At 41.9% G+C, this 19,504-nt stretch carries 19 protein-coding genes and 1 pseudogene; 16 read left to right on the plus strand and 4 right to left on the minus strand.

The window, feature by feature from the left end; all coding sequences use genetic code 11:
* Positions 1-68: 68 nt before the first annotated feature.
* The 8 genes from ftsB (at position 69) to rpoS (ending at position 6,583) form a co-directional block, all read left to right on the plus strand.
* Complete coding sequence (gene ftsB, locus BM135_RS06000; RefSeq protein ID WP_092518804.1) at positions 69-371, plus strand: cell division protein FtsB; 303 nt, start codon at positions 69-71, stop codon at positions 369-371.
* Between the two features lie 32 nt (positions 372-403).
* Positions 404-1,252: a 2-C-methyl-D-erythritol 4-phosphate cytidylyltransferase gene (gene ispD / locus BM135_RS06005; RefSeq protein ID WP_092518805.1), complete on the plus strand. Its 849-nt coding sequence runs from the start codon at positions 404-406 to the stop codon at positions 1,250-1,252.
* Complete coding sequence (ispF, locus tag BM135_RS06010) at positions 1,249-1,722, plus strand: 2-C-methyl-D-erythritol 2,4-cyclodiphosphate synthase (RefSeq protein WP_092518806.1); 474 nt, start codon at positions 1,249-1,251, stop codon at positions 1,720-1,722. The genes ispD and ispF overlap by 4 nt, the downstream gene beginning before the upstream one ends.
* A gap of 2 nt (positions 1,723-1,724) precedes the next feature.
* Entirely contained in the window at positions 1,725-2,774 is a 1,050-nt protein-coding gene (gene truD / locus BM135_RS06015) for a tRNA pseudouridine(13) synthase TruD (RefSeq protein ID WP_092518807.1), read from the plus strand.
* Positions 2,775-2,937: 163 nt separating this feature from the next.
* Positions 2,938-3,702: a 5'/3'-nucleotidase SurE gene (surE, locus tag BM135_RS06020; RefSeq protein ID WP_092518808.1), complete on the plus strand. Its 765-nt coding sequence runs from the start codon at positions 2,938-2,940 to the stop codon at positions 3,700-3,702.
* Entirely contained in the window at positions 3,696-4,322 is a 627-nt protein-coding gene (locus BM135_RS06025) for a protein-L-isoaspartate(D-aspartate) O-methyltransferase (RefSeq protein ID WP_092518809.1), read from the plus strand. The genes surE and BM135_RS06025 overlap by 7 nt, the downstream gene beginning before the upstream one ends.
* A gap of 151 nt (positions 4,323-4,473) precedes the next feature.
* Positions 4,474-5,544, plus strand: a complete 1,071-nt coding sequence (nlpD, locus tag BM135_RS06030; protein ID WP_092518810.1) for a murein hydrolase activator NlpD — start codon at positions 4,474-4,476, stop codon at positions 5,542-5,544.
* Between the two features lie 52 nt (positions 5,545-5,596).
* Positions 5,597-6,583 (plus strand): RNA polymerase sigma factor RpoS, encoded by a 987-nt coding sequence (rpoS, locus tag BM135_RS06035; protein ID WP_092518811.1) that lies wholly within the window; start codon positions 5,597-5,599, stop codon positions 6,581-6,583.
* A 222-nt stretch (positions 6,584-6,805) separates the two neighbouring features.
* Here the strand turns inward: rpoS and miaE are convergent, their stop codons facing one another.
* Together miaE and mutS are read right to left on the minus strand one after the other, a co-directional pair.
* Entirely contained in the window at positions 6,806-7,585 is a 780-nt protein-coding gene (gene miaE, locus BM135_RS06040; RefSeq protein WP_092518840.1) for a tRNA isopentenyl-2-thiomethyl-A-37 hydroxylase MiaE, read from the minus strand.
* A 2-nt stretch (positions 7,586-7,587) separates the two neighbouring features.
* Positions 7,588-10,149, minus strand: a complete 2,562-nt coding sequence (gene mutS / locus BM135_RS06045; protein ID WP_092518839.1) for a DNA mismatch repair protein MutS — start codon at positions 10,147-10,149, stop codon at positions 7,588-7,590.
* 318 nt (positions 10,150-10,467) lie between these two features.
* Between mutS and BM135_RS06050 the strand changes: the two genes are divergently transcribed.
* Positions 10,468-10,551, plus strand: a complete 84-nt coding sequence (locus tag BM135_RS06050) for a DUF1493 family protein (RefSeq protein ID WP_092518812.1) — start codon at positions 10,468-10,470, stop codon at positions 10,549-10,551.
* A 159-nt stretch (positions 10,552-10,710) separates the two neighbouring features.
* Here the strand turns inward: BM135_RS06050 and BM135_RS06055 are convergent, their stop codons facing one another.
* Positions 10,711-11,316 (minus strand): plasmid pRiA4b ORF-3 family protein, encoded by a 606-nt coding sequence (locus tag BM135_RS06055; protein WP_092518813.1) that lies wholly within the window; start codon positions 11,314-11,316, stop codon positions 10,711-10,713.
* A gap of 197 nt (positions 11,317-11,513) precedes the next feature.
* Between BM135_RS06055 and map the strand changes: the two genes are divergently transcribed.
* The 7 genes from map (at position 11,514) to yjiA (ending at position 18,161) form a co-directional block, all read left to right on the plus strand.
* Complete coding sequence (gene map, locus BM135_RS06060) at positions 11,514-12,320, plus strand: type I methionyl aminopeptidase (RefSeq protein ID WP_092518814.1); 807 nt, start codon at positions 11,514-11,516, stop codon at positions 12,318-12,320.
* Positions 12,321-12,593: 273 nt separating this feature from the next.
* Entirely contained in the window at positions 12,594-13,037 is a 444-nt protein-coding gene (locus tag BM135_RS06065; RefSeq protein WP_092518815.1) for a hypothetical protein, read from the plus strand.
* 15 nt (positions 13,038-13,052) lie between these two features.
* Positions 13,053-13,331, plus strand: a complete 279-nt coding sequence (locus BM135_RS06070; protein WP_139204077.1) for a hypothetical protein — start codon at positions 13,053-13,055, stop codon at positions 13,329-13,331.
* Between the two features lie 110 nt (positions 13,332-13,441).
* Positions 13,442-14,320: a phosphoethanolamine transferase gene (locus BM135_RS06075; protein WP_175485986.1), complete on the plus strand. Its 879-nt coding sequence runs from the start codon at positions 13,442-13,444 to the stop codon at positions 14,318-14,320.
* 333 nt (positions 14,321-14,653) lie between these two features.
* On the plus strand, positions 14,654-16,807 hold the full coding sequence (locus BM135_RS06080) for a carbon starvation CstA family protein (protein WP_092518818.1): 2,154 nt from the start codon (positions 14,654-14,656) through the stop codon (positions 16,805-16,807).
* Between the two features lie 104 nt (positions 16,808-16,911).
* Positions 16,912-17,115, plus strand: coding sequence for a YbdD/YjiX family protein (locus tag BM135_RS06085; protein ID WP_047962587.1), 204 nt, complete (start codon positions 16,912-16,914; stop codon positions 17,113-17,115).
* An 83-nt stretch (positions 17,116-17,198) separates the two neighbouring features.
* Positions 17,199-18,161, plus strand: a complete 963-nt coding sequence (gene yjiA / locus BM135_RS06090; protein WP_092518820.1) for a GTPase — start codon at positions 17,199-17,201, stop codon at positions 18,159-18,161.
* 343 nt (positions 18,162-18,504) lie between these two features.
* Here the strand turns inward: yjiA and BM135_RS06095 are convergent.
* Positions 18,505-19,071 (minus strand): annotated as a pseudogene (locus BM135_RS06095) (tyrosine-type DNA invertase); the annotation flags it as partial.
* Between the last annotated feature and the right edge of the window lie 433 nt (positions 19,072-19,504).

Here is a 19,504-nt window from a genome sequence, read left to right on the forward strand (position 1 = left end):
GGTTATGTGAGAGTAAGTAGCGTCATGCTTTCAGTTGTGGGATGATTAGCGGGTTTTCAGGGGGGGAGATGGGTAAGTTAACGCTACTATTGCTGGTTCTACTGGGCTGGTTGCAGTATTCGCTGTGGCTAGGAAAAAATGGCATTCACGATTATATGCAGGTCAAGGCCGAAGTTGATAAACAAGAGGCGAATAATCTTAAACTTAAGGCAAATAACGAGCAGCTATTTGCTGAAGTTCAGGATCTCAGGAATCTTAAAGGGAATCTGGAGGCGATTGAAGAACGCGCTCGTAATGGATTAGGCATGATCAAGCAAGGAGAATCTTTTTATCGTATAGTGCCTGATACCTCAAAACATAATGCGAAATAGCGTTTAAATTAAAACAGTAAATAATAATTGAAATGAATAACTTACGACTTCATTCCCCTGCTGATGTTTCTCTTTCCGGCAATGCCTTTGTTGAAGATCATGAAATTATTGCCTTGATACCCGCTGCGGGTATCGGTAGCCGGATGAAATCTGATTGCCCAAAACAGTATCTCGATATTGCCGGAAAAACTATTCTTGAACATACCGTGGCGGCACTGTTTGAACATCCTCGTATACAACGCATTATTATTGCACTGAATCCTGCTGACACCCAGTTTGCACAATTACCCATCGCTTCTGATCCAAGAATTGCGACGGTCATTGGTGGTGAAGAACGAGCGGCTTCGGTATTGGCTGGGTTGGATTATTTGGCTGGTTTGCCTACAGATAAGGCAATTTGGGTTTTGGTGCATGATGCAGCCCGCCCTTGTCTGCATAGAAATGATCTCGATAACCTGCTGCGGCTTATTGATCACAGTGTAGAATCTCCTGACGTATGTGGTGGTCTTTTGGCTTCTCCGGTGAGAGATACCATGAAACGCATGGTATCTCTATCAGTAGAAAAAACAGTAGGGAAACAACCATCAGAAAAAGAATCATCCACGACTAACCACACATTGATTGCTCATACCGTTGACCGTAACGGCCTTTGGCATGCCCTGACCCCACAATTATTCCCTTTGCAGCTATTGCGTAATTGCTTGCTTAAAGCGCTTGCAGAACAAGCCTGTATCACCGATGAATCTTCAGCACTGGAACATTGTGGTTATCGTCCCGTACTGATCAATGGACGGGCGGACAATATAAAAGTGACGCAACCTGAAGATTTGGCACTGGCTGAATTTTACCTATCCCGAAAATCTAAGGAACTTATCGTATGAGAATTGGACACGGTTTTGATGTGCATAAATTTGGCGGAAAAGGGCCATTGATCATTGGCGGTGTTCGCATTCCTTATGAGCAAGGATTAATTGCCCATTCAGACGGAGATGTCGCTTTGCACGCTGCCACAGATGCTTTATTGGGAGCTGCGGCACTGGGCGATATTGGTAAATTATTTCCTGATACCGATCCGGCCTTTAAAGGCGCAAACAGTCGTGAACTACTGAAAGAAGCTTATCGTCGTATCCGTGCAAAGGGCTATCGGATAGGAAATTTGGATATCACTATCATTGCACAGGCCCCGAAAATGTTGCCGCATATTCCCCAGATGCAGGTTAATCTGGCAGAGGATCTTGAGTGCCATATGGATGATATTAACGTTAAAGCGACAACAACAGAAAAACTGGGATTTATTGGTCGTAAAGAAGGTATTGCCTGCGAAGCAGTCGCTTTATTGGTGAAGGAATGAGCATGACATTGAGTGAATTACATTGGCTTTATGACCGACCGGAAGCGAGCGGTGTTGTTAAATCCACACCAGAAGATTTTATTGTGCGCGAAGATTTGGGATTTTCTCCTGACGGAGAAGGCGAACATTTAATGGTACATATCCGTAAAACGGGATGTAACACCCAATTTGTAGCGGATAACCTTGCCCGTTTTGCCAAAATTCCGGCTCGTTCTGTCAGTTATGCGGGGTTGAAAGATCGCAACGCAGTTACAGAACAGTGGTTCTGCCTGCATTTGCCGGGAAAACAAGACCCTGATTTAACGGCATTTCAACTTGAAGGTTGTGAAGTATTGGCAACTTCCCGTCAGAAACGCAAACTACGGATTGGTACATTGAAAGGCAATGATTTCACTCTGGTATTAAGAGAAATCTCTAACCGACAATCTGTGGAAAAACGTTTGCAGCAGATAGCGCAAACTGGTGTGCCGAATTACTTTGGTGAACAGCGTTTCGGGCGAGGTGGACAAAATTTGGTTCAGGCTCAGCGCTGGGCGGCTAATGAAATTCATGTCAAAGAACGCAGTCGCCGCAGTTTTTACCTTTCGGCCTGCCGGAGCGCTATGTTTAATGCTATCGCCAGCATACGTATCGCACAGGGTGAACATCAACAGGTAAAAAATGGTGATGCGTTACAACTAACAGGACGTGGTAGTTGGTTTGTGGCTGATGAATCTGAATTGTCAGTATTGCAGCAGCGGGTCATGGATGGAGAGTTACAGATAACCGCACCTTTGCCGGGTGACAAAGCATTGGGAACTCAGCATCAGGCTTTAGAGTTCGAACAACAATGCTTATTGGAATATGAATCTCTTTGGGTCTTGGTTAAACGTGAGCGCGTGGAGAGTGCCCGTCGGGCAATGTTGGTAAAACCACTTAACCTGCATTGGGAATGGCAAGATGACCAAACTGTCACCCTCCATTTCTCTCTGCCATCGGGGAGCTTTGCAACCAGTGTTGTCAGAGAATTGATCAATCAAGATCAAAACAACACTGCGGATATTGCGGAATAATGGATACTATCTACAAAACCGTCAACATCATGCTAAGATCAACCGATTTTCTGATAGCCTTAATATTGTCCAATCATAGGTTATACCAGACAAATGGACAACATACAGAGTAAGTTACAATATTAATCCATGCTACACTTAATAAAATCAATGAGATATATCAATGCTGCGGATATTGCTGAGTAACGATGATGGTGTCACCGCACCGGGTATTCAAACCTTAGCGGCTACATTACGGAAATACTATCATGTTCAGATAGTTGCACCTGACCGTAACCGTAGTGGTGCGTCGAATGCCTTAACACTGGATCGCCCTTTGCGTACCAACACGCTGAAAAATGGTGATATTTCTGTTCAGGGAGGCACACCGACGGATTGTGTCTATTTAGGCGTGAATAACCTGATTCATCCTCGTCCTGACATTGTCGTTTCAGGCATCAACTGTGGCCCTAACCTCGGTGATGACGTGATTTACTCTGGTACGGTTGCGGCTGCTATGGAAGGGCGCCACTTAGGGCTACCTGCACTGGCGATATCACTTAATGGTGATAAATATTATGAAACAGCGGCAGAAGTGACAGTGCGTTTATTAACATTGCTGCAAAAAACGCCATTGAGGGCGGGCAATATCCTGAATATTAATGTGCCTGATATTCCCATTGAACAAATCAAAGGGTTTCGGGTGACCCGATGTGGTAGCCGCAGTGCAGCTGAGCAAGTCTATACCTTGGAAGATCCCAAAGGCAATATGCTCTATTGGATAGGCCCTCCGGGAGAAAAGAGTGATTTTGGACCTGAAACGGATTTTGCGGCGGTAGAAGAAGGATTTGTTTCCATTACTCCCTTGCAGATAGACTTAACGGCTTATAAAGCTCAGGAGCTGATAAGTGATTGGCTAGCAAAAGTCGGGGATATTGGGGAATGTTAAACCGGTCAATGAAAAATCTGCTGGCGCAATTGCGTCAGCAAGGAATTCACAATGAGCACTTGTTGGAGATTATTGCCAAAGTACCTCGGGAATGTTTTGTAGATGAAGCCCTTGCTCATAAAGCATATGAAAATACCGCACTACCCATTGGTCATGGGCAAACCATATCCCAACCTTATATTGTTGCCCGCATGACAGCGTTACTGAATTTAACCCCTGAATCCGATGTATTGGAAATTGGAACAGGATCAGGTTATCAAACAGCAATACTTGCCCATCTAGCCAGACACGTTTTCTCCGTGGAGCGGATTAAAGGGTTGCAGTGGCAGGCTAAGCGCAGACTAAAGCAACTCGAACTCCACAACATCTCAACCCGCCACGGTGATGGTTGGGATGGATGGCCATCAAAAGGACCTTTTGACGCTATAATTGTCACCGCTGCACCACCAGAAATTCCACAGGCGCTGCTCCATCAGCTTGCCGATGGAGGCGTGATGGTTTTGCCTGTCGGTGAGCGTACTCAGTTACTGAAAGTGGTACATCGTTATGGGAATGATTTTCATGGCGACGTTATCGAACCCGTCCGTTTTGTGCCCCTAATTCAAGGCGAGCTAGCATAATCAGCTAACTTATTTGAGATTTTATTTCAAATTAGCTGTTCTTTTTTCTGAAATTAAGCAAAATGTTTCGCTTAAAATCTTTTGTGATTCTAAATTTCTTTATAAATCATCATTATTTGCATTTATATTTGCCTTTATAGGGGAATAAGGTATGAATCTAGAAAACCCAGTGAAAAAAATAAAGTGGATAATCATCAGTGCTGTTATGGGCGTTGTACTGGTAGGTTGTAGCAATACACCAAATCGTCCTGCCCCGATAGTGAATATCGATAATAAGGAGAAAAACGGAGAATTATTCTCCAGACCGTCATCAATTTCGACACCAATGCCATCTTCTGCTCCTCCAATATTAACGAATCGCACATCAGATAATCATGCTGCCAGAAATCGTCAGCTAGTGAATGATGCTGCCAATAGTCGTTTGTCTCAAGGGAAAATTATCTATAACCGTAACTACGGGAATATCCCCAAAGGAAGCTACAACGGGAATACCTACACGGTCAAACACGGAGATACCTTATTCTACATAGCTTGGATCACAGGAGATGACTTTCGTGATATTGCTCACAAAAATAACATCTTAGAGCCTTATAGCTTAAATGTTGGCCAAGTCCTAAGAATAGGTAATACAACCTCCAGAAATAGTGTATTAATAGCATCAAATAGCACCCAATCTGAAATTAAGCAGGTTGATTTTCAAAAAATTAATGCGTATCCTGCAAATATTGATAGACCAAAGTCAGAAAAAATGTTGCCAAGAGCAACTATTTCTGTTAGCGACAGTGCCGCTTCAAAAGTATCTACAGCAACAGATACGGAGATAAATAGCGCTATTAATGGTATTGGTACCATTAATAGTTGGAGATGGCCGGCAGAAGGAAAAATTCTTGAAAGTTTCTCTGATTCTCAAGGAGGGAATAAAGGCATTGATATTGCGGGGAGTCGTGGTCAACCCGTATTTGCAACAGCCAGAGGGAAAGTAGTTTATGCCGGAAATGCATTACGTGGATATGGAAATCTGATAATTATAAAACACAACGACGACTATCTAAGCGCCTATGCGCACAACGACACAATGTTGGTTCGTGAGCAGCAGGATGTCCAAGCGGGGCAAAAAATTGCCGCGATGGGTAGTTCCGGAACAAGTTCAGTAAGATTGCATTTTGAAATTCGCTATAAGGGAAAATCCGTAAACCCGCTGCGTTATCTTCCGCAGCGATAAACCGGGGCAGGATCTGAAATCCTGCCCGCATTATCATGGGTAGGAGCAGCTGATGAGCCTTGAAGTTAATGAGTTGTATGATGATGCGGACTTAGACGAAAGTAGCATGGAAGCTGATGACTTTGATGAAGTGTCGTTGAAAAATGAGGGTGATATAACTGATCTTGATGAAGATTTGGATTTGTTGCAAGGGGTCAACCAACGGGTTCTTGATGCGACACAGCTTTATCTAGGAGAGATTGGTTTCTCACCTCTGCTAACAGCAGAGGAAGAGGTTCTTTTTGCCAGACGGGCATTGCGGGGAGATATTGCTGCACGCCAACGTATGATTGAAAGTAACTTGCGGTTGGTTGTAAAAATATCCCGCCGTTACAGCAATCGTGGATTGGCACTGCTAGATCTGATTGAAGAAGGTAACCTTGGGCTTATTCGTGCGGTGGAAAAATTTGATCCTGAAAGAGGTTTTCGTTTTTCTACTTATGCAACATGGTGGATTCGTCAAACAATTGAACGAGCCATCATGAATCAAACGCGCACAATTCGCCTGCCTATTCACATAGTCAAAGAGTTGAATGTCTATTTACGTACTGCAAGAGAGCTGGCACACAAATTGGATCATGAACCCAGTATTGAAGAAATTGCGGACAAACTGGATAAACCCGTTGAAGACGTGAGTCGTATGATGCGGCTTAACGAACGCATTACTTCTGTCGATACACCAATTAGTGGTGATTCAGATAAAGCCTTATTGGATACTTTATCTGATGAAAATGATTCAGGGCCAGAAACAACCATTCAAGATGATGATATGAAACAAAGCATTGTGAAATGGTTGTTTGAACTGAACGCAAAACAGCGCGAAGTGCTAGCCCGTCGTTTTGGTTTGCTTGGATATGAAGCAGAAACATTAGAAGATGTTGGGCGAGAAATTGGATTGACAAGGGAGAGAGTTCGCCAAATTCAAGTTGAGGGATTGCGTCGTCTTAGAGATATATTGCATACCCAAGGCTTGAATATGGAATCATTATTCCATACTTAATTCTTTATACCTGATAAATTTCAAATTGCAGCGTAGTGGAAAATAAACGTATTTCCAGAAACAGTGATAACTGGATGATTGGAATGAGTGAAAGTCATTCACGAAGTAGCAATTAGAAAGTTAAAGTATATTAGATCGTAATCCTAAGGTGGGCTAAATAAGCCCACCTTTTTATTCACTTATTTATATTTCCATTATCACTGAGTGTTTCATTGATTAATTTCAGGTAATGGGAATACCACTATGAAATTTGAAATCATGATCGGTCGTTTGAATAAGTTCCGCTTCAATCTGACCAAAATAATTTACCCTTGCTGTAATATCTTCTTTGGATATCGATTGAGCCAATGTCAGATAATCTTGATAATGGCGAGCTTCTGAACGAAGAAGGGAAATATAAAACTTACCTAAATCCTCATCCAGATGGGGAGCCAATTTTGCGAAACGTTCACATGAACGTGCTTCAATATAGGCACAGATAATCAATTTATCGACCAACGTATAAGGCTCATGATTGGTAATATGCTGGAATAGAGATTTAGCATAGCGGCTGGCACTGATATTGTCGTAGCCTATCCCTCTGGCATCCATGATTTCCAATACCTGATAAAAATGATGCAACTCTTCTTTAATCAATAAAACCATTTTATCAATGAGATCCTGACTATAAGGTGATTTTGCCCGGGCAATAATTTGTTTGGTGGCTTGGTTTTTTCCTTTCAATGAATAGATATCGCCAATTTTTTTATAGGCAAAATCCTCATAGGGCTGAAACCAAGCCAGCAGCGTATCCGCACTCTCAGGATCAACAGCATATTTACGAATTAAGAACATGGCACTTTGTGCCGCTTTCAATTCACATAGCAGATGATCGCGCAACAAAACCGGCAAATTTTCAGGTTGCCGAGCCTTTTCTACCCATTGATCAGGAGTTTCGCACTGTAAAATCTGATAAATGGGAGCTAACAGATTGGTATCAAACTTTATTGTTGTTCCATTCATTGTTAAACCATATCTTTCAGACGATAAATCCATTCCAATGCCTGACGTGGTGTCAAGGTATCTGGATTAAGATTTTCCAATGCTTCAACAGCTGGAGAGGTTTCTTCTGTCAGCAGGGTTAATTGCGGTGTATCGACATGGCCTGCCGTCGCATTATTAGAGAGCGATTCTAACTCTTTCAACTTTTGACGGGCGCGTTTAATCACATCACGCGGAACACCAGCCAGCGAGGCAACGGCGAGTCCATAACTCTTGCTTGCTGCTCCTTCCTGCACATTGTGCATGAAAGCAATGGCATCGCCATGTTCGACAGCATCAAGATGAATATTGACGACACCTTCCAGCTTTTCAGGCAGTGTTGTCAGTTCGAAATAGTGAGTCGCAAACAGTGTCATCGCTTTTATGCGGTTAGCTAAATTTTCAGCACAAGCCCAAGCAAGGGATAAACCATCATAAGTTGATGTACCACGCCCAATCTCATCCATCAAAACTAAACTGTATTCCGTCGCGTTATGCAAGATATTGGCAGTTTCGGTCATTTCCACCATAAAGGTAGAACGTCCTGATGCCAGATCATCAGATGCCCCGACACGAGTGAAGATACGATCTACAGGGCCAATAACCGCTTTTTCGGCAGGAACAAAACTTCCAATATAGGCCAACAACGTAATCAAAGCTGTCTGACGCATATAAGTACTTTTCCCGCCCATATTCGGCCCTGTAATAATCAGCAAACGGCGTTGTGATGAGAGTGTCAATGGGTTAGCAATAAACGGCTCACTCAATACTTGTTCAACAACCGGATGTCGACCGCCAGTGATCTGGATACCGACTTTATCCGTCAATGTCGGGCAGGTGTAATTCAGGGTTTCAGCACGTTCAGCAAGGTTTGCCAGTACATCCAGCTCTGACAGTGCCTCGGCACAGGTCTGTAAATCAGCCAGATGAGGCAACAACAAATCGAACAACTCTTCATACAAGGCTTTTTCGATGGCAAGTGCTTTGCCTTTGGAAGTCAGTACCTTGTCTTCATATTCTTTTAATTCAGGAATGATATAGCGTTCTGCATTTTTCAGCGTTTGGCGGCGGACATAATGGATCGGTACTAAATGGCTTTGTCCCCGACTGACCTGAATATAGTAACCATGCACCCCATTGAAGCCCACTTTCAGGGTATCAATGCCGAGTTTTTCACGTTCGCGGATCTCCAGTTTATCCAGATAATCACTGGCTCCATCAGCCAATGCTCGCCACTCATCCAGTTCGGCATTATAACCCTTGGCGATTACACCACCGTCACGCACTAAAACAGGAGGCGTTTCGACAACCGCATTCTCCAGCAATACCTGCAATTCATCAAAATGTCCCACACGCTGTTGTAGCGCCTGAATATAAGGGGAATCAGAGGATGCCATGATCTGGTGAATATCGGGCAATTGCTGGAAAGCATGGCGCATTCTGGCCAAATCACGGGGACGAGCAGAACGGAGAGCAAGACGGCCAAGCACACGTTCTAAATCACCGACCTGACGCAAAAATGGCTGCAATTCATAGCCGATTTCTTGTAATGCAGAAATGGCCTGCTGACGATTTTCCAGCACATCTTTATTGCGAATTGGCGTATGCAGCCAGCGTTTTAACATACGGCTGCCCATTGGGGTCACACACTGATCAAGTACCGAAGCCAGTGTATTCTCAGTGCCACCGGATAAATTTTGCGTCAATTCCAGATTACGGCGGGTGGCAGCATCCATAATAACCGTTTCCTGCTGACGCTCCATCGTAAGACTACGAATATGAGGCAGGGAAGTGCGTTGAGTATCTTTAACATATTGCAGCAAACAGCCTGCTGCCCGCAGGGCAAGCGTCGCCTTTTCCACACCGAAGCCAATTAAGTCACGCGTGCCAAATTGCAAATTAAGTTGTTGTCTTGCTGTATCCAGCTCAAATTCCCACATTGGGCGCCGACGCAGGCCGTGACAACGTTCAATCAATGTCATGTGACCAAATGCTTCAGGATAGAGTAATTCCGCAGGACGGGTACGTTGCAATTCTGCGGCAATGGTATCTTCATCGGTCATTTCGGAGACACGAAAACGGCCAGAAGTGATATCCAGTGTCGCGTAACCAAAACCTTGGCTATCATGCCAGATAGCAGCCAGCAGATTATCCTGACGCTCCTGTAGTAAAGCTTCATCAGTGACTGTGCCGGGAGTGACAATACGCACAACTTTGCGTTCAACAGGGCCTTTACTGGTTGCAGGATCGCCAACTTGTTCACAAATCGCCGCAGATTCACCGAATTGCACCAGTTTTGCCAGATAGTTTTCGATTGCGTGATAAGGAACGCCCGCCATGGGAATCGGCTGACCAGCCGATTGCCCGCGTTTGGTCAGGGAGATATCCAATAGCTTCGCTGCCTTTTTGGCATCGTCAAAGAACAACTCGTAAAAATCTCCCATCCGATAAAGCAGCAGGATATCCGGGTGCTGTGATTTCAGGCGCAGATACTGCTGCATCATGGGAGTATGGTTATCTAAATCCTTTGCTGGAGATTCTTTCATATTGACTTGATTCAATTCTATTATTCCTGTTGACTCAGTTGGGCCATTGACACTCAGTCAATCCATCTAAATGACAAAACCTAAATATAATCAGCTAAGGATGGAACGCTAATGAACCTCATCCTGGGCGAAAACGCTATCTTATCACTGATAATCTGTGTGATTCATCTGTGGATTCGATTAGGAAGATTTTGGTGTTAGGTTAGCAGGAATACTCGCAGGAATGTATCAGATTTTTTCACTATTCAGCAGGATTGCGAAGAGTCTCGAGCATTGCTAGAGGGAGTGATAAAATATGGTAATAATGTTTATTTTCCGATGAATCGCCTCAAAGATGCGAAGCCACTGACCATCAATATGCTGATTGAGTCGGCTAAATCTGGTCGCTGGTTATATGACTGACATGTGTAGTGATAAGGAAACAGGGTGTGGTTGCGGATCGTTTGATTCGTATCGGGGCGAAGAAAGGAGGTTATTGGCGGGTTGGATAATCAGGAGAATGGGTCATATATTTTATAAATATTTGTTTTCAATTTATTAAATACATGACCAACAGAATAGTCATTCAGATAGTGGTAAATAACGATCCCTTGACCAACGATAATATAAAGCCAGTCTATTATTCACTTCTTCCATATTGAATTTTTCAGGGGAAAAAATTTTATTGGGAGAAACATCAGATTTGCCATTAATCCATTTAAACATTTCCAGATAATCTTCATGGCTTGGATCGTTGATAATATTGATTAGATCAATATAGCCATATGTACCACCGGAATCCTCTGGCGGACAGGCTTGTTGACCATCAAGGCAGAAAATAGGCATGGGGAGTTCGTCATGGGAATAGTGACTGTTTTCAAGAACAATTTCATGTTCCCAACAGTCACCGAAATCGTAAATGTAAATGAATTTATTGCCTTTTCTTTTAATTAATGAATTAAGCCTAACTTTCCCTTCTTCTTTAACATCTTCAAATTCTTCTGGCATTTCAGTAAAGCGCTTGATTCCAAAAATAAACTCATGTAAGTGGTAGTCACTCCAGCCCATCACAGTTTGTATCACATCGTGTAATCGATCCAATGAAATATTGGATGGAACAACAAAACGACGCCATATGCTAGGTTCAGCTTCGATAAGTGTAATTTTCAGCAAATAGAACTTTTCCATTTATCATCCTTTTGAATTGATGAGTTACAAGAAAAATAGAACATTTTTTGTTCATTTAAATAATAGTATGAAGGGATTTATATTGGAATACGAACTTTTTTAGATAAATTTGAGGTAAACATTGGCTTGAGTTGTTAACGAATGTAAGTGCATGATTAAAAAGGAACCTACATAACTAGAATTAAGAGAAAAATAATATGACGAGAAACAACGGAATACTGATAAAAAATATGGACGAAATAAAGAAGATGGAAATAGCGGGGCGCTTGACTGGTCAGGTACTTGAAGCTGTTCGTCAGATTATCGTGCCCGGTATTACGACCCTCGAAATTGATTCATTTTGCCATGATTACATTATCAATACCCTTGATGCTATACCGGGTAGCTTAGGACAATATGGTTTTCCTTATACGGTCAATACATCAGTAAATCACGTTGTTTGTCATGGTTGGCCTTCGGAAAAGAGGTTGAAAAATGGCGATATCGTTAATGTGGATGTCACCGTCAAAAAAGAGGAATATTACAGTGATAGCAGCATTACATTTTGTGTTGGTGATGTGCCATCTCACGCCAAGCGTTTGGTCAATGTGACCCAAGAATGTCTATATAAGGCGATTAAGATCGTTAAACCGGGAATCACTCTGGGGGATATCGGTCATACGATACAGCAGCATGCCGAAGCAAATAATTACACAGTAGTGCGTGAATATTGTGGTCATGGCATTGGTCGCAGCATGCATGAGGAACCACAAGTTTTGCATTACGGTAAGGCGGGAGCAGGTATCATCCTGGAAGAGGGAATGACTTTCACGATTGAGCCTATGATCAACCAAGGCAAAAAGGATGTTAAGCTGCATAAAGATGGTTGGACGGTAACGACTAAAGATCGTCGGTTATCGGCTCAGTTTGAGCATACTATTCTGGTAACCCGTGATAGTTTTAAGGTACTGACTTTGCGGGATGAAGAACGTGAGGATTTTGAACGTTACTTGTCAACCAGCTAGTAACTCACCATTTATTGCGTAATAAGATTGTGTGATAACTAAACCTGATGCTGTAATATACCGTATTGGGTTTTATTTTGTTATTAAGCAAATTCTCTTTTTATCGTACAAAATCGGTAATAGTGAACAAAATACTTTACGAAAATAAATTTTTTTGTGAAATCAATCGGTTTATTGATTGATGAAATCAAGTAAACTTATTCTTATCCTCAAGTTTAGCTATGGCTATTTGAAATGACAGGGTGATTATGTCTTGGTTTTATAAAAACAAGAATGCTTCTTGTTTTATTGTTCTTTTTTTTGCTTATTTTTATTATACATAAACTTTTAGGATATCAATTAAAACTGATATATGTCTTCAGTGCCTTTGCACTCTTTTTATTTTGGGCTGCAACAAGTAAACGAGTATATATCTTTTTGATTACTTTTTTTTCTCTGATGGGAATTCTTTATACCCCAATTGGCCTAAATTACGGTTATCCAGATGTCAATGCGGTGGGATCATTAATCTATACAAATAGGAATGAAACAGCGGAGTATATTAGCGGGCTTTCGATTTCAACTTATTTAACTGCCATAGCCATTTTTGTTCTGATGATATTTGCATTTAAGCTAAATGTCACCTTATCAGGCAAAAGTAAAAAGGGGTTATTGGCTCTGTTTTTCATTTCGGCTTTTTGGTCGCCAGTCAAAGGGTATATAAAATCGGGTTTTTAAGATAGTTCGGAACTTTTGAATATCAGTTTACCGGAGATTCGCTTCTTCACTGATATCTATCGAAGCTACCAGAAAGTCATGTCGGAAAATAACCGATTTGCCAAAATTATCCAAAATCGTGATGACTGGCAGCCAGTGGTGAAAGAAGAAAAATATGACACATATATAATGGTTATTGGTGAAAGTGTCCGAAAAGATTTTATGAATGCCTATGGGTTCCCGGATAAAAATACCCCTTGGAGGTCAAGTATTCAATCTGTTGATCTAGCAATACACACGATAGTATTCGATTAGTTCAATCGTCTTATTCTACTGGCTTTGTTCGGCATTAAAATTGACTTTATAAAACCAGAATACATATATTGAATACATAACCCCCTTGGATGGATAATGCAGATGCTACAGTGTTAACCAACTATATTTCTGCGGCACCATCAACACAATTATCGCTGACTAACTCTCTGGCGGTTCGTGAAGCAAATGAAATTCAATTGAATAACAGTATTGTTTCGCTGGCGAAAAAAGCGGGATTTGAAACTTACTGGTTGTCCAATCAGGGAATGAAAGGGGGTTTTGATTCTCCTGTAGCGCTGATTGGGCAGCATGCCAATCATTATACTTTTCTAAAAGAAGGCAATTCAGATGACCGCTGTTATATGCCGGATGAAAATTTATTGCCTTATATCCGTAAGGCATTAGTGAAGAATGAACAGAAAAAGAAGCTGATTATTATTCACTTAATGGGTTCGCATCCACAACCTTGTGCCAGAACTGATGAGAAATACAGCACCTATTTTCATTCCAAGAATATCTCATGTTATATCCAGAGCATCCACAATACGGATCGCCTGCTTGCTGATATTGAAAATATTGCCAACAAGAACCAATTGAACTGGGCAATGCTCTACTTTGCGGATCATGGTTTGTCATTTGTGAATAAGAATACAGATAGCGAGAATCTGACCCATGACGATGATAATAAGCAGAATTACCAAGTTCCTTTTATTATTACCGGTTACGACTATTCTGACAAAAACAGTTCCGACAAAAACAGTTCTGACAAAAACCATTCCAACAAAAATATAATAGACGCTCACCGCAGCGGTCTGAACCTACTGCCGATGTTATCCACATGGTTGGGTATTGAGGAGCCTCGCTTGGTATCCGAATGTGATTGGTTTTCCAACCAAAAGTGCCAGAACCAGCATACAGTGATTTCATTTATTAACGAATATAAAGACTTTAATCAATTGCAGGATGATGCCATTAACTTCGATCGATAAATATACCCTTCGTTTTTCAAATTGTAGCTTTTTTGATTGCTCTGCAATTTGGAAATAACTTAGGTAAGTGACTGATATCACAAAATTTGATGCATATTTTAGTGTGAGAACCAGTGATTGGAGGATTTTGACCGCTTAATGCGGTATTCAACCGCTGGCCTAGATCTTTCCAGTCTTACCAGAAAGAGTTTTATATCATGGAGCAGTGTGACAAGGAGTACATACCTTTATATAGGTATCACTTCTTTCCGGTCATAGATGGCTGGTTTATGAAGAAGATAGTAAAAATTGAATAATAACTTGCTGTTCGTCTTACTGTGAAAAGGAAGTTTTATGAACAATAATAAATTATTAAAGCATATCCCCTGGATGATATTGGGGATAATTGGCGCATTCTGCCTTGGGGTTGTTGCGCTGCGGCGGGGAGAACACGTTAGCGCTTTGTGGATCATCGTCGCTTCCGTTGCGGTTTACTTGGTTGCTTATCGGTATTACAGCCTTTATATCGCTACTAAGGTGATGAAATTGGATGCTACGCGAGCAACGCCTGCGGTCGTTAATAATGACGGTTTGAACTATGTTCCCACCAACAAAAATGTCCTGTTTGGTCACCACTTTGCGGCCATTGCAGGGGCTGGCCCGTTGGTAGGGCCGGTATTGGCGGCACAGGTTGGTTATCTGCCGGGAACATTGTGGTTATTGGCAGGGGTAGTGCTTGCCGGGGCAGTGCAGGACTTTATGGTGCTGTTTATCTCCTCACGCCGCAATGGGGCATCACTGGGTGAGATAGTCAAAGAAGAAATGGGGCGTGTACCAGGAACAATTGCCCTGTTTGGTTGCTTCTTGATCATGATCATTATTCTGGCGGTATTGGCCTTAATCGTCGTGAAAGCATTGGCGGAAAGCCCTTGGGGCGTATTTACTGTTTGCTCAACAGTGCCTATTGCGCTTTTCATGGGGATCTACATGCGATATATCCGTCCGGGTCGTGTGGGTGAAGTTTCCGTGATCGGGATTCTCATGCTGATTGCTGCCATTTGGTTTGGTGGTGTTGTCGCAGCAGACCCTTACTGGGGACCAGCCCTGACTTTCAAAGATACCACTATCACTTATGCGCTGATCGGTTACGCCTTTATCTCTGCATTATTGCCGGTTTGGCTTATTTTGGCTCCGCGTGACTATCTGGCAACTTTCCTGAAAATTGGGGTAATTGTTGGTCTTGCGATTGGGATTGTCATCCTGAACCCTGAGCTGAAAATGCCAGCCATCACACAGTATATTGATGGCACAGGGCCGGTTTGGAAAGGAACGTTGTTCCCATTCTTGTTCATTACTATTGCTTGTGGTGCGGTGTCTGGTTTCCATGCCCTGATTTCTTCGGGAACGACACCTAAATTGCTGGCAAATGAAAAAGATGCACGTTTCATTGGTTATGGTGCGATGTTGATGGAGTCATTTGTGGCGATCATGGCACTAGTGGCTGCATCCATCATTGAGCCGGGCCTGTATTTTGCCATGAATACCCCTCCGGCAGCGTTGGGTATTACCATGCCTGACCTGCATAACTTGGGCACTACCGAAGCACCGATGATTATGGCTTCGTTGAAAGAAGTGACAACTCATGCGGCAGCAACCGTAAGCTCTTGGGGCTTTGTTATTTCGCCAGATCAAATTCTGCAAACAGCAAAAGACATTGGTGAACCATCTGTTCTGAACCGGGCTGGGGGAGCGCCAACCTTGGCGGTAGGAATTGCCCATGTATTCCATCAGATTATACCTGCGGCAGATATGGGTTTCTGGTATCACTTCGGTATTCTGTTTGAAGCCCTGTTCATCCTGACGGCGCTGGACGCGGGTACACGCTCCGGTCGTTTCATGTTGCAGGATCTCTTGGGTAATTTTGTTCCATTCCTGAAAAAAACAGACTCCCTGATAGCGGGCATCATTGGTACAGCAGGTTGTGTAGGCTTATGGGGTTATTTACTGTATCAAGGTGTCGTTGATCCATTGGGTGGTGTTAAGAGCCTGTGGCCGCTGTTTGGTATCTCTAACCAGATGCTGGCCGCTGTTGCGTTGGTATTGGGCACAGTTGTACTGATCAAGATGAAACGCACTCAATATATTTGGGTAACAGTTATTCCTGCAGTTTGGTTGTTGATTTGTACTACATGGGCGCTAGGGCTGAAATTATTCAGTGATAACCCACGGCTTGAAGGTTTCTTCTTCCTTGCGAAAGAGTATAAGCAGCGGATTGCAGAAGGTGGAGCGGAATTGACTGCCGAGCAAATCAGTAACATGAATCACATTGTTGTGAACAACTACACCAATGCAGGTTTAAGTATTCTGTTTTTGGTGGTGGTGTATAGCATCATTATCTATGGTATCAAAACAGCGATAAAAGCCAGCAAAAATCCGGAGCGTACCGATAATGAAACACCTTATGTTCCAGTTCCGGAAGGTGGGGTAAAAGTCTCTTCTACGCACTGATATGATACTTAAACTGATATCAGTTAAATCATTCTGTATCAGTAACGGCTATGCCCCACATAATCAATTTTGTATTATGTGGGGCATTTTTTGGAGGGTAATTTATGTTTGGTAATCTTGGGCGGGCAGGCAAATATCTGGGGCAGGCTGCCCGTATGTTGGTGGGCGTTCCTGACTATGACACATATGTACAACACATGAAGGAAAACCACCCGGATAAACCTTATATGACTTATGAAGAATTTTTTCGCGAACGTCAGAATGCTCGCTATGGTGGTGATGGAAAAGGCGGTATGCGTTGTTGTTAGATAAACGTTAGAGAAACTGTTGTTAGAAAAGTGGCTAAATCAGTAGAAATTATTTAATAGTCAATGAGCATCGGGAAACGAAAATGCAACCAATATCAGTCACAATCCTGACCGGTTTTTTGGGCTCAGGCAAAACGACGCTGCTGCGTCATATCCTCAATGCCAATCACGATTATAAAATAGCCGTCATCGAAAATGAATTTGGTGAAGTCCCTATTGATAATGAATTGATTGGCGAACGAGCAACTCAGATTAAGACATTAAGTAACGGATGTATCTGTTGTAGTCGTTCGAATGAATTGGAAGATGCATTATTGGATTTGCTGGATAGCATGGATAAAGGGCAGATCTACTTTAATCGACTGATTATCGAATGTACAGGAATGGCTGATCCCGGCCCGGTTACACAGACTTTCTTTTCTCATGAAGTTTTGTGTCAGCGTTTTTTACTTGATGGCATTATTACGCTGGTGGATGCTGTCCATGTGGAACAACAATTAGATCGTTTTTCCATTGCACAGGCACAGGTGGGATATGCAGATAGAATCATTTTAACAAAAACAGATGTTGCTCCAGTCCAGGATGCCTTAGTTAAACGTTTGCAACGAATCAATGCCAGAGCACCTATTCATAAAGTCATTCAAGGTGAAGCTGATTTAAGCTTATTGTTCGATATCGAAGGCTTTATGTTGAATGACAAACTGGCGGTTTCTGCTCCTGTGTTTCGATTTATGCCTAAACAACAAAACACGATCCAGTCGCTCGTCATTAACTTATCGCATCCCGTAGAGCTATCAGAAGTTTCTAACCTGATGGAAGAGCTATTACTGAGTTTCGCGGATAGCCTACTGCGTTACAAAGGGATTCTTGCTATCAAAGAGGAATCTCGTCGGTTGCTGTTTCAGGGCGTTCAGCGTCTGTATAGTGCAGATTGGGACAGAGAATGGCGTGATGATGAAGTACGCGAAAGTGTACTGGTTTTCATTGGCATGGAGCTGCCTGAACAGAAAATCCGTGAAAAATTTGCTGAGTTACTCGGAAAATAATGAGCATTATAGATGATGATCTGAGTAATCATTTTCTTGTCATATTTAATTGTTTGTTTTTTATTCTTTATTGAGCAGTGAAATCATTTATATAAATTCGCTGCTCAAGTTTAAATAGAAACTTATTTTATATATTCACCTGTTAGGTTTAAGTTTCGGTAAAGCATCCCTTGATGAATTAACAAACATAAAACAATAAAAATAAAATTATTTCACAAATTGAGATTGTCATACGTAAAAAATAATAATTTATTTTATCTAACGGCAATCTCCACTAATTAATTTGTGGAGATTATTGCGATAACAAGTCATGTTAGTGAAAACAGCAGAAAAAATAACACAGTTATTTAGAGGGGAACTCCCAAATTCTGGAGAAACGTTTCACATTACTGGCGGTATAAAGGACGGTATGTGAAATATTACGGTGTCCGAGATAATCTTGAATCAAACGAGTATCACGACCAAGATCGGCCAATGCATAACCACAGGCATGCCTTAACATATGTGGGTGTGGAGAAACACTGACCGATGCCTGCTTCCCATAACGTTTCAATAATGCATAAACTTGTTGTCGTGAAACGGGGCCGGATTTTTGGGAGAGAAATACCCACGGAGAATCGGCTTCTCGCCATTTTTGGCGAATTTTCAGCCATCTTTTCAATGCTACGATTTCCTCTGGAATTAGAGGGTGTGTAGTTGAAAGCCCTCCTTTTAACCGTCTGATATGAATGATCGCTGAATTTAGGTCGAGATCAGATAGACATAAATTACATAGCTCACTTACCCTAAAACCGTGAATAAAACACATTAATAGCATGCAGTAATCCCGTTCTGCGTGACGTCCTTGTTTTGTTTCTGCCAAAATTGCGTCTATTTCGTATCGGGTTAAAAATTTACGTTGCTTCATGAAATTATCATTCCTATGAAATCAGAGAGATTAATTGTGAATAGCAAGTTATTTAAGCCAATCGAATACAATAGCCATTAGTATTTTTTGAATGCGATTGGGAAAATATTAAATTTATTTAATTGGAGTGTTGCAAATAGAAAAATTTTTCTTCTTTTATTCGTCTTATTTTTAATGGAAATACTAATTGAAACCTTATAAGTACATGTCATGTGGCTCTAATACATAGAATGAGACATTCATAAATAGAATTCCATATATAAAAACAGTCTTATCGAACTTTGCAACTAATCATTTGGCTTGGTTTGGTTCCTAGTTTTTTATTCTTCTAACATTCTTTTTTGGTGTACTAAGTTCATATTTTTACTGCATTTAGCGGAAAAAGTAAATGATTTATCTAAGCTGTTTACATAATGCATTGTAATTGAATAAAAAT

Origin of the sequence: Xenorhabdus japonica (assembly GCF_900115195.1) — a bacterium.
In the GTDB taxonomy this organism is placed as follows: Bacteria; Pseudomonadota; Gammaproteobacteria; order Enterobacterales; family Enterobacteriaceae; genus Xenorhabdus; species Xenorhabdus japonica.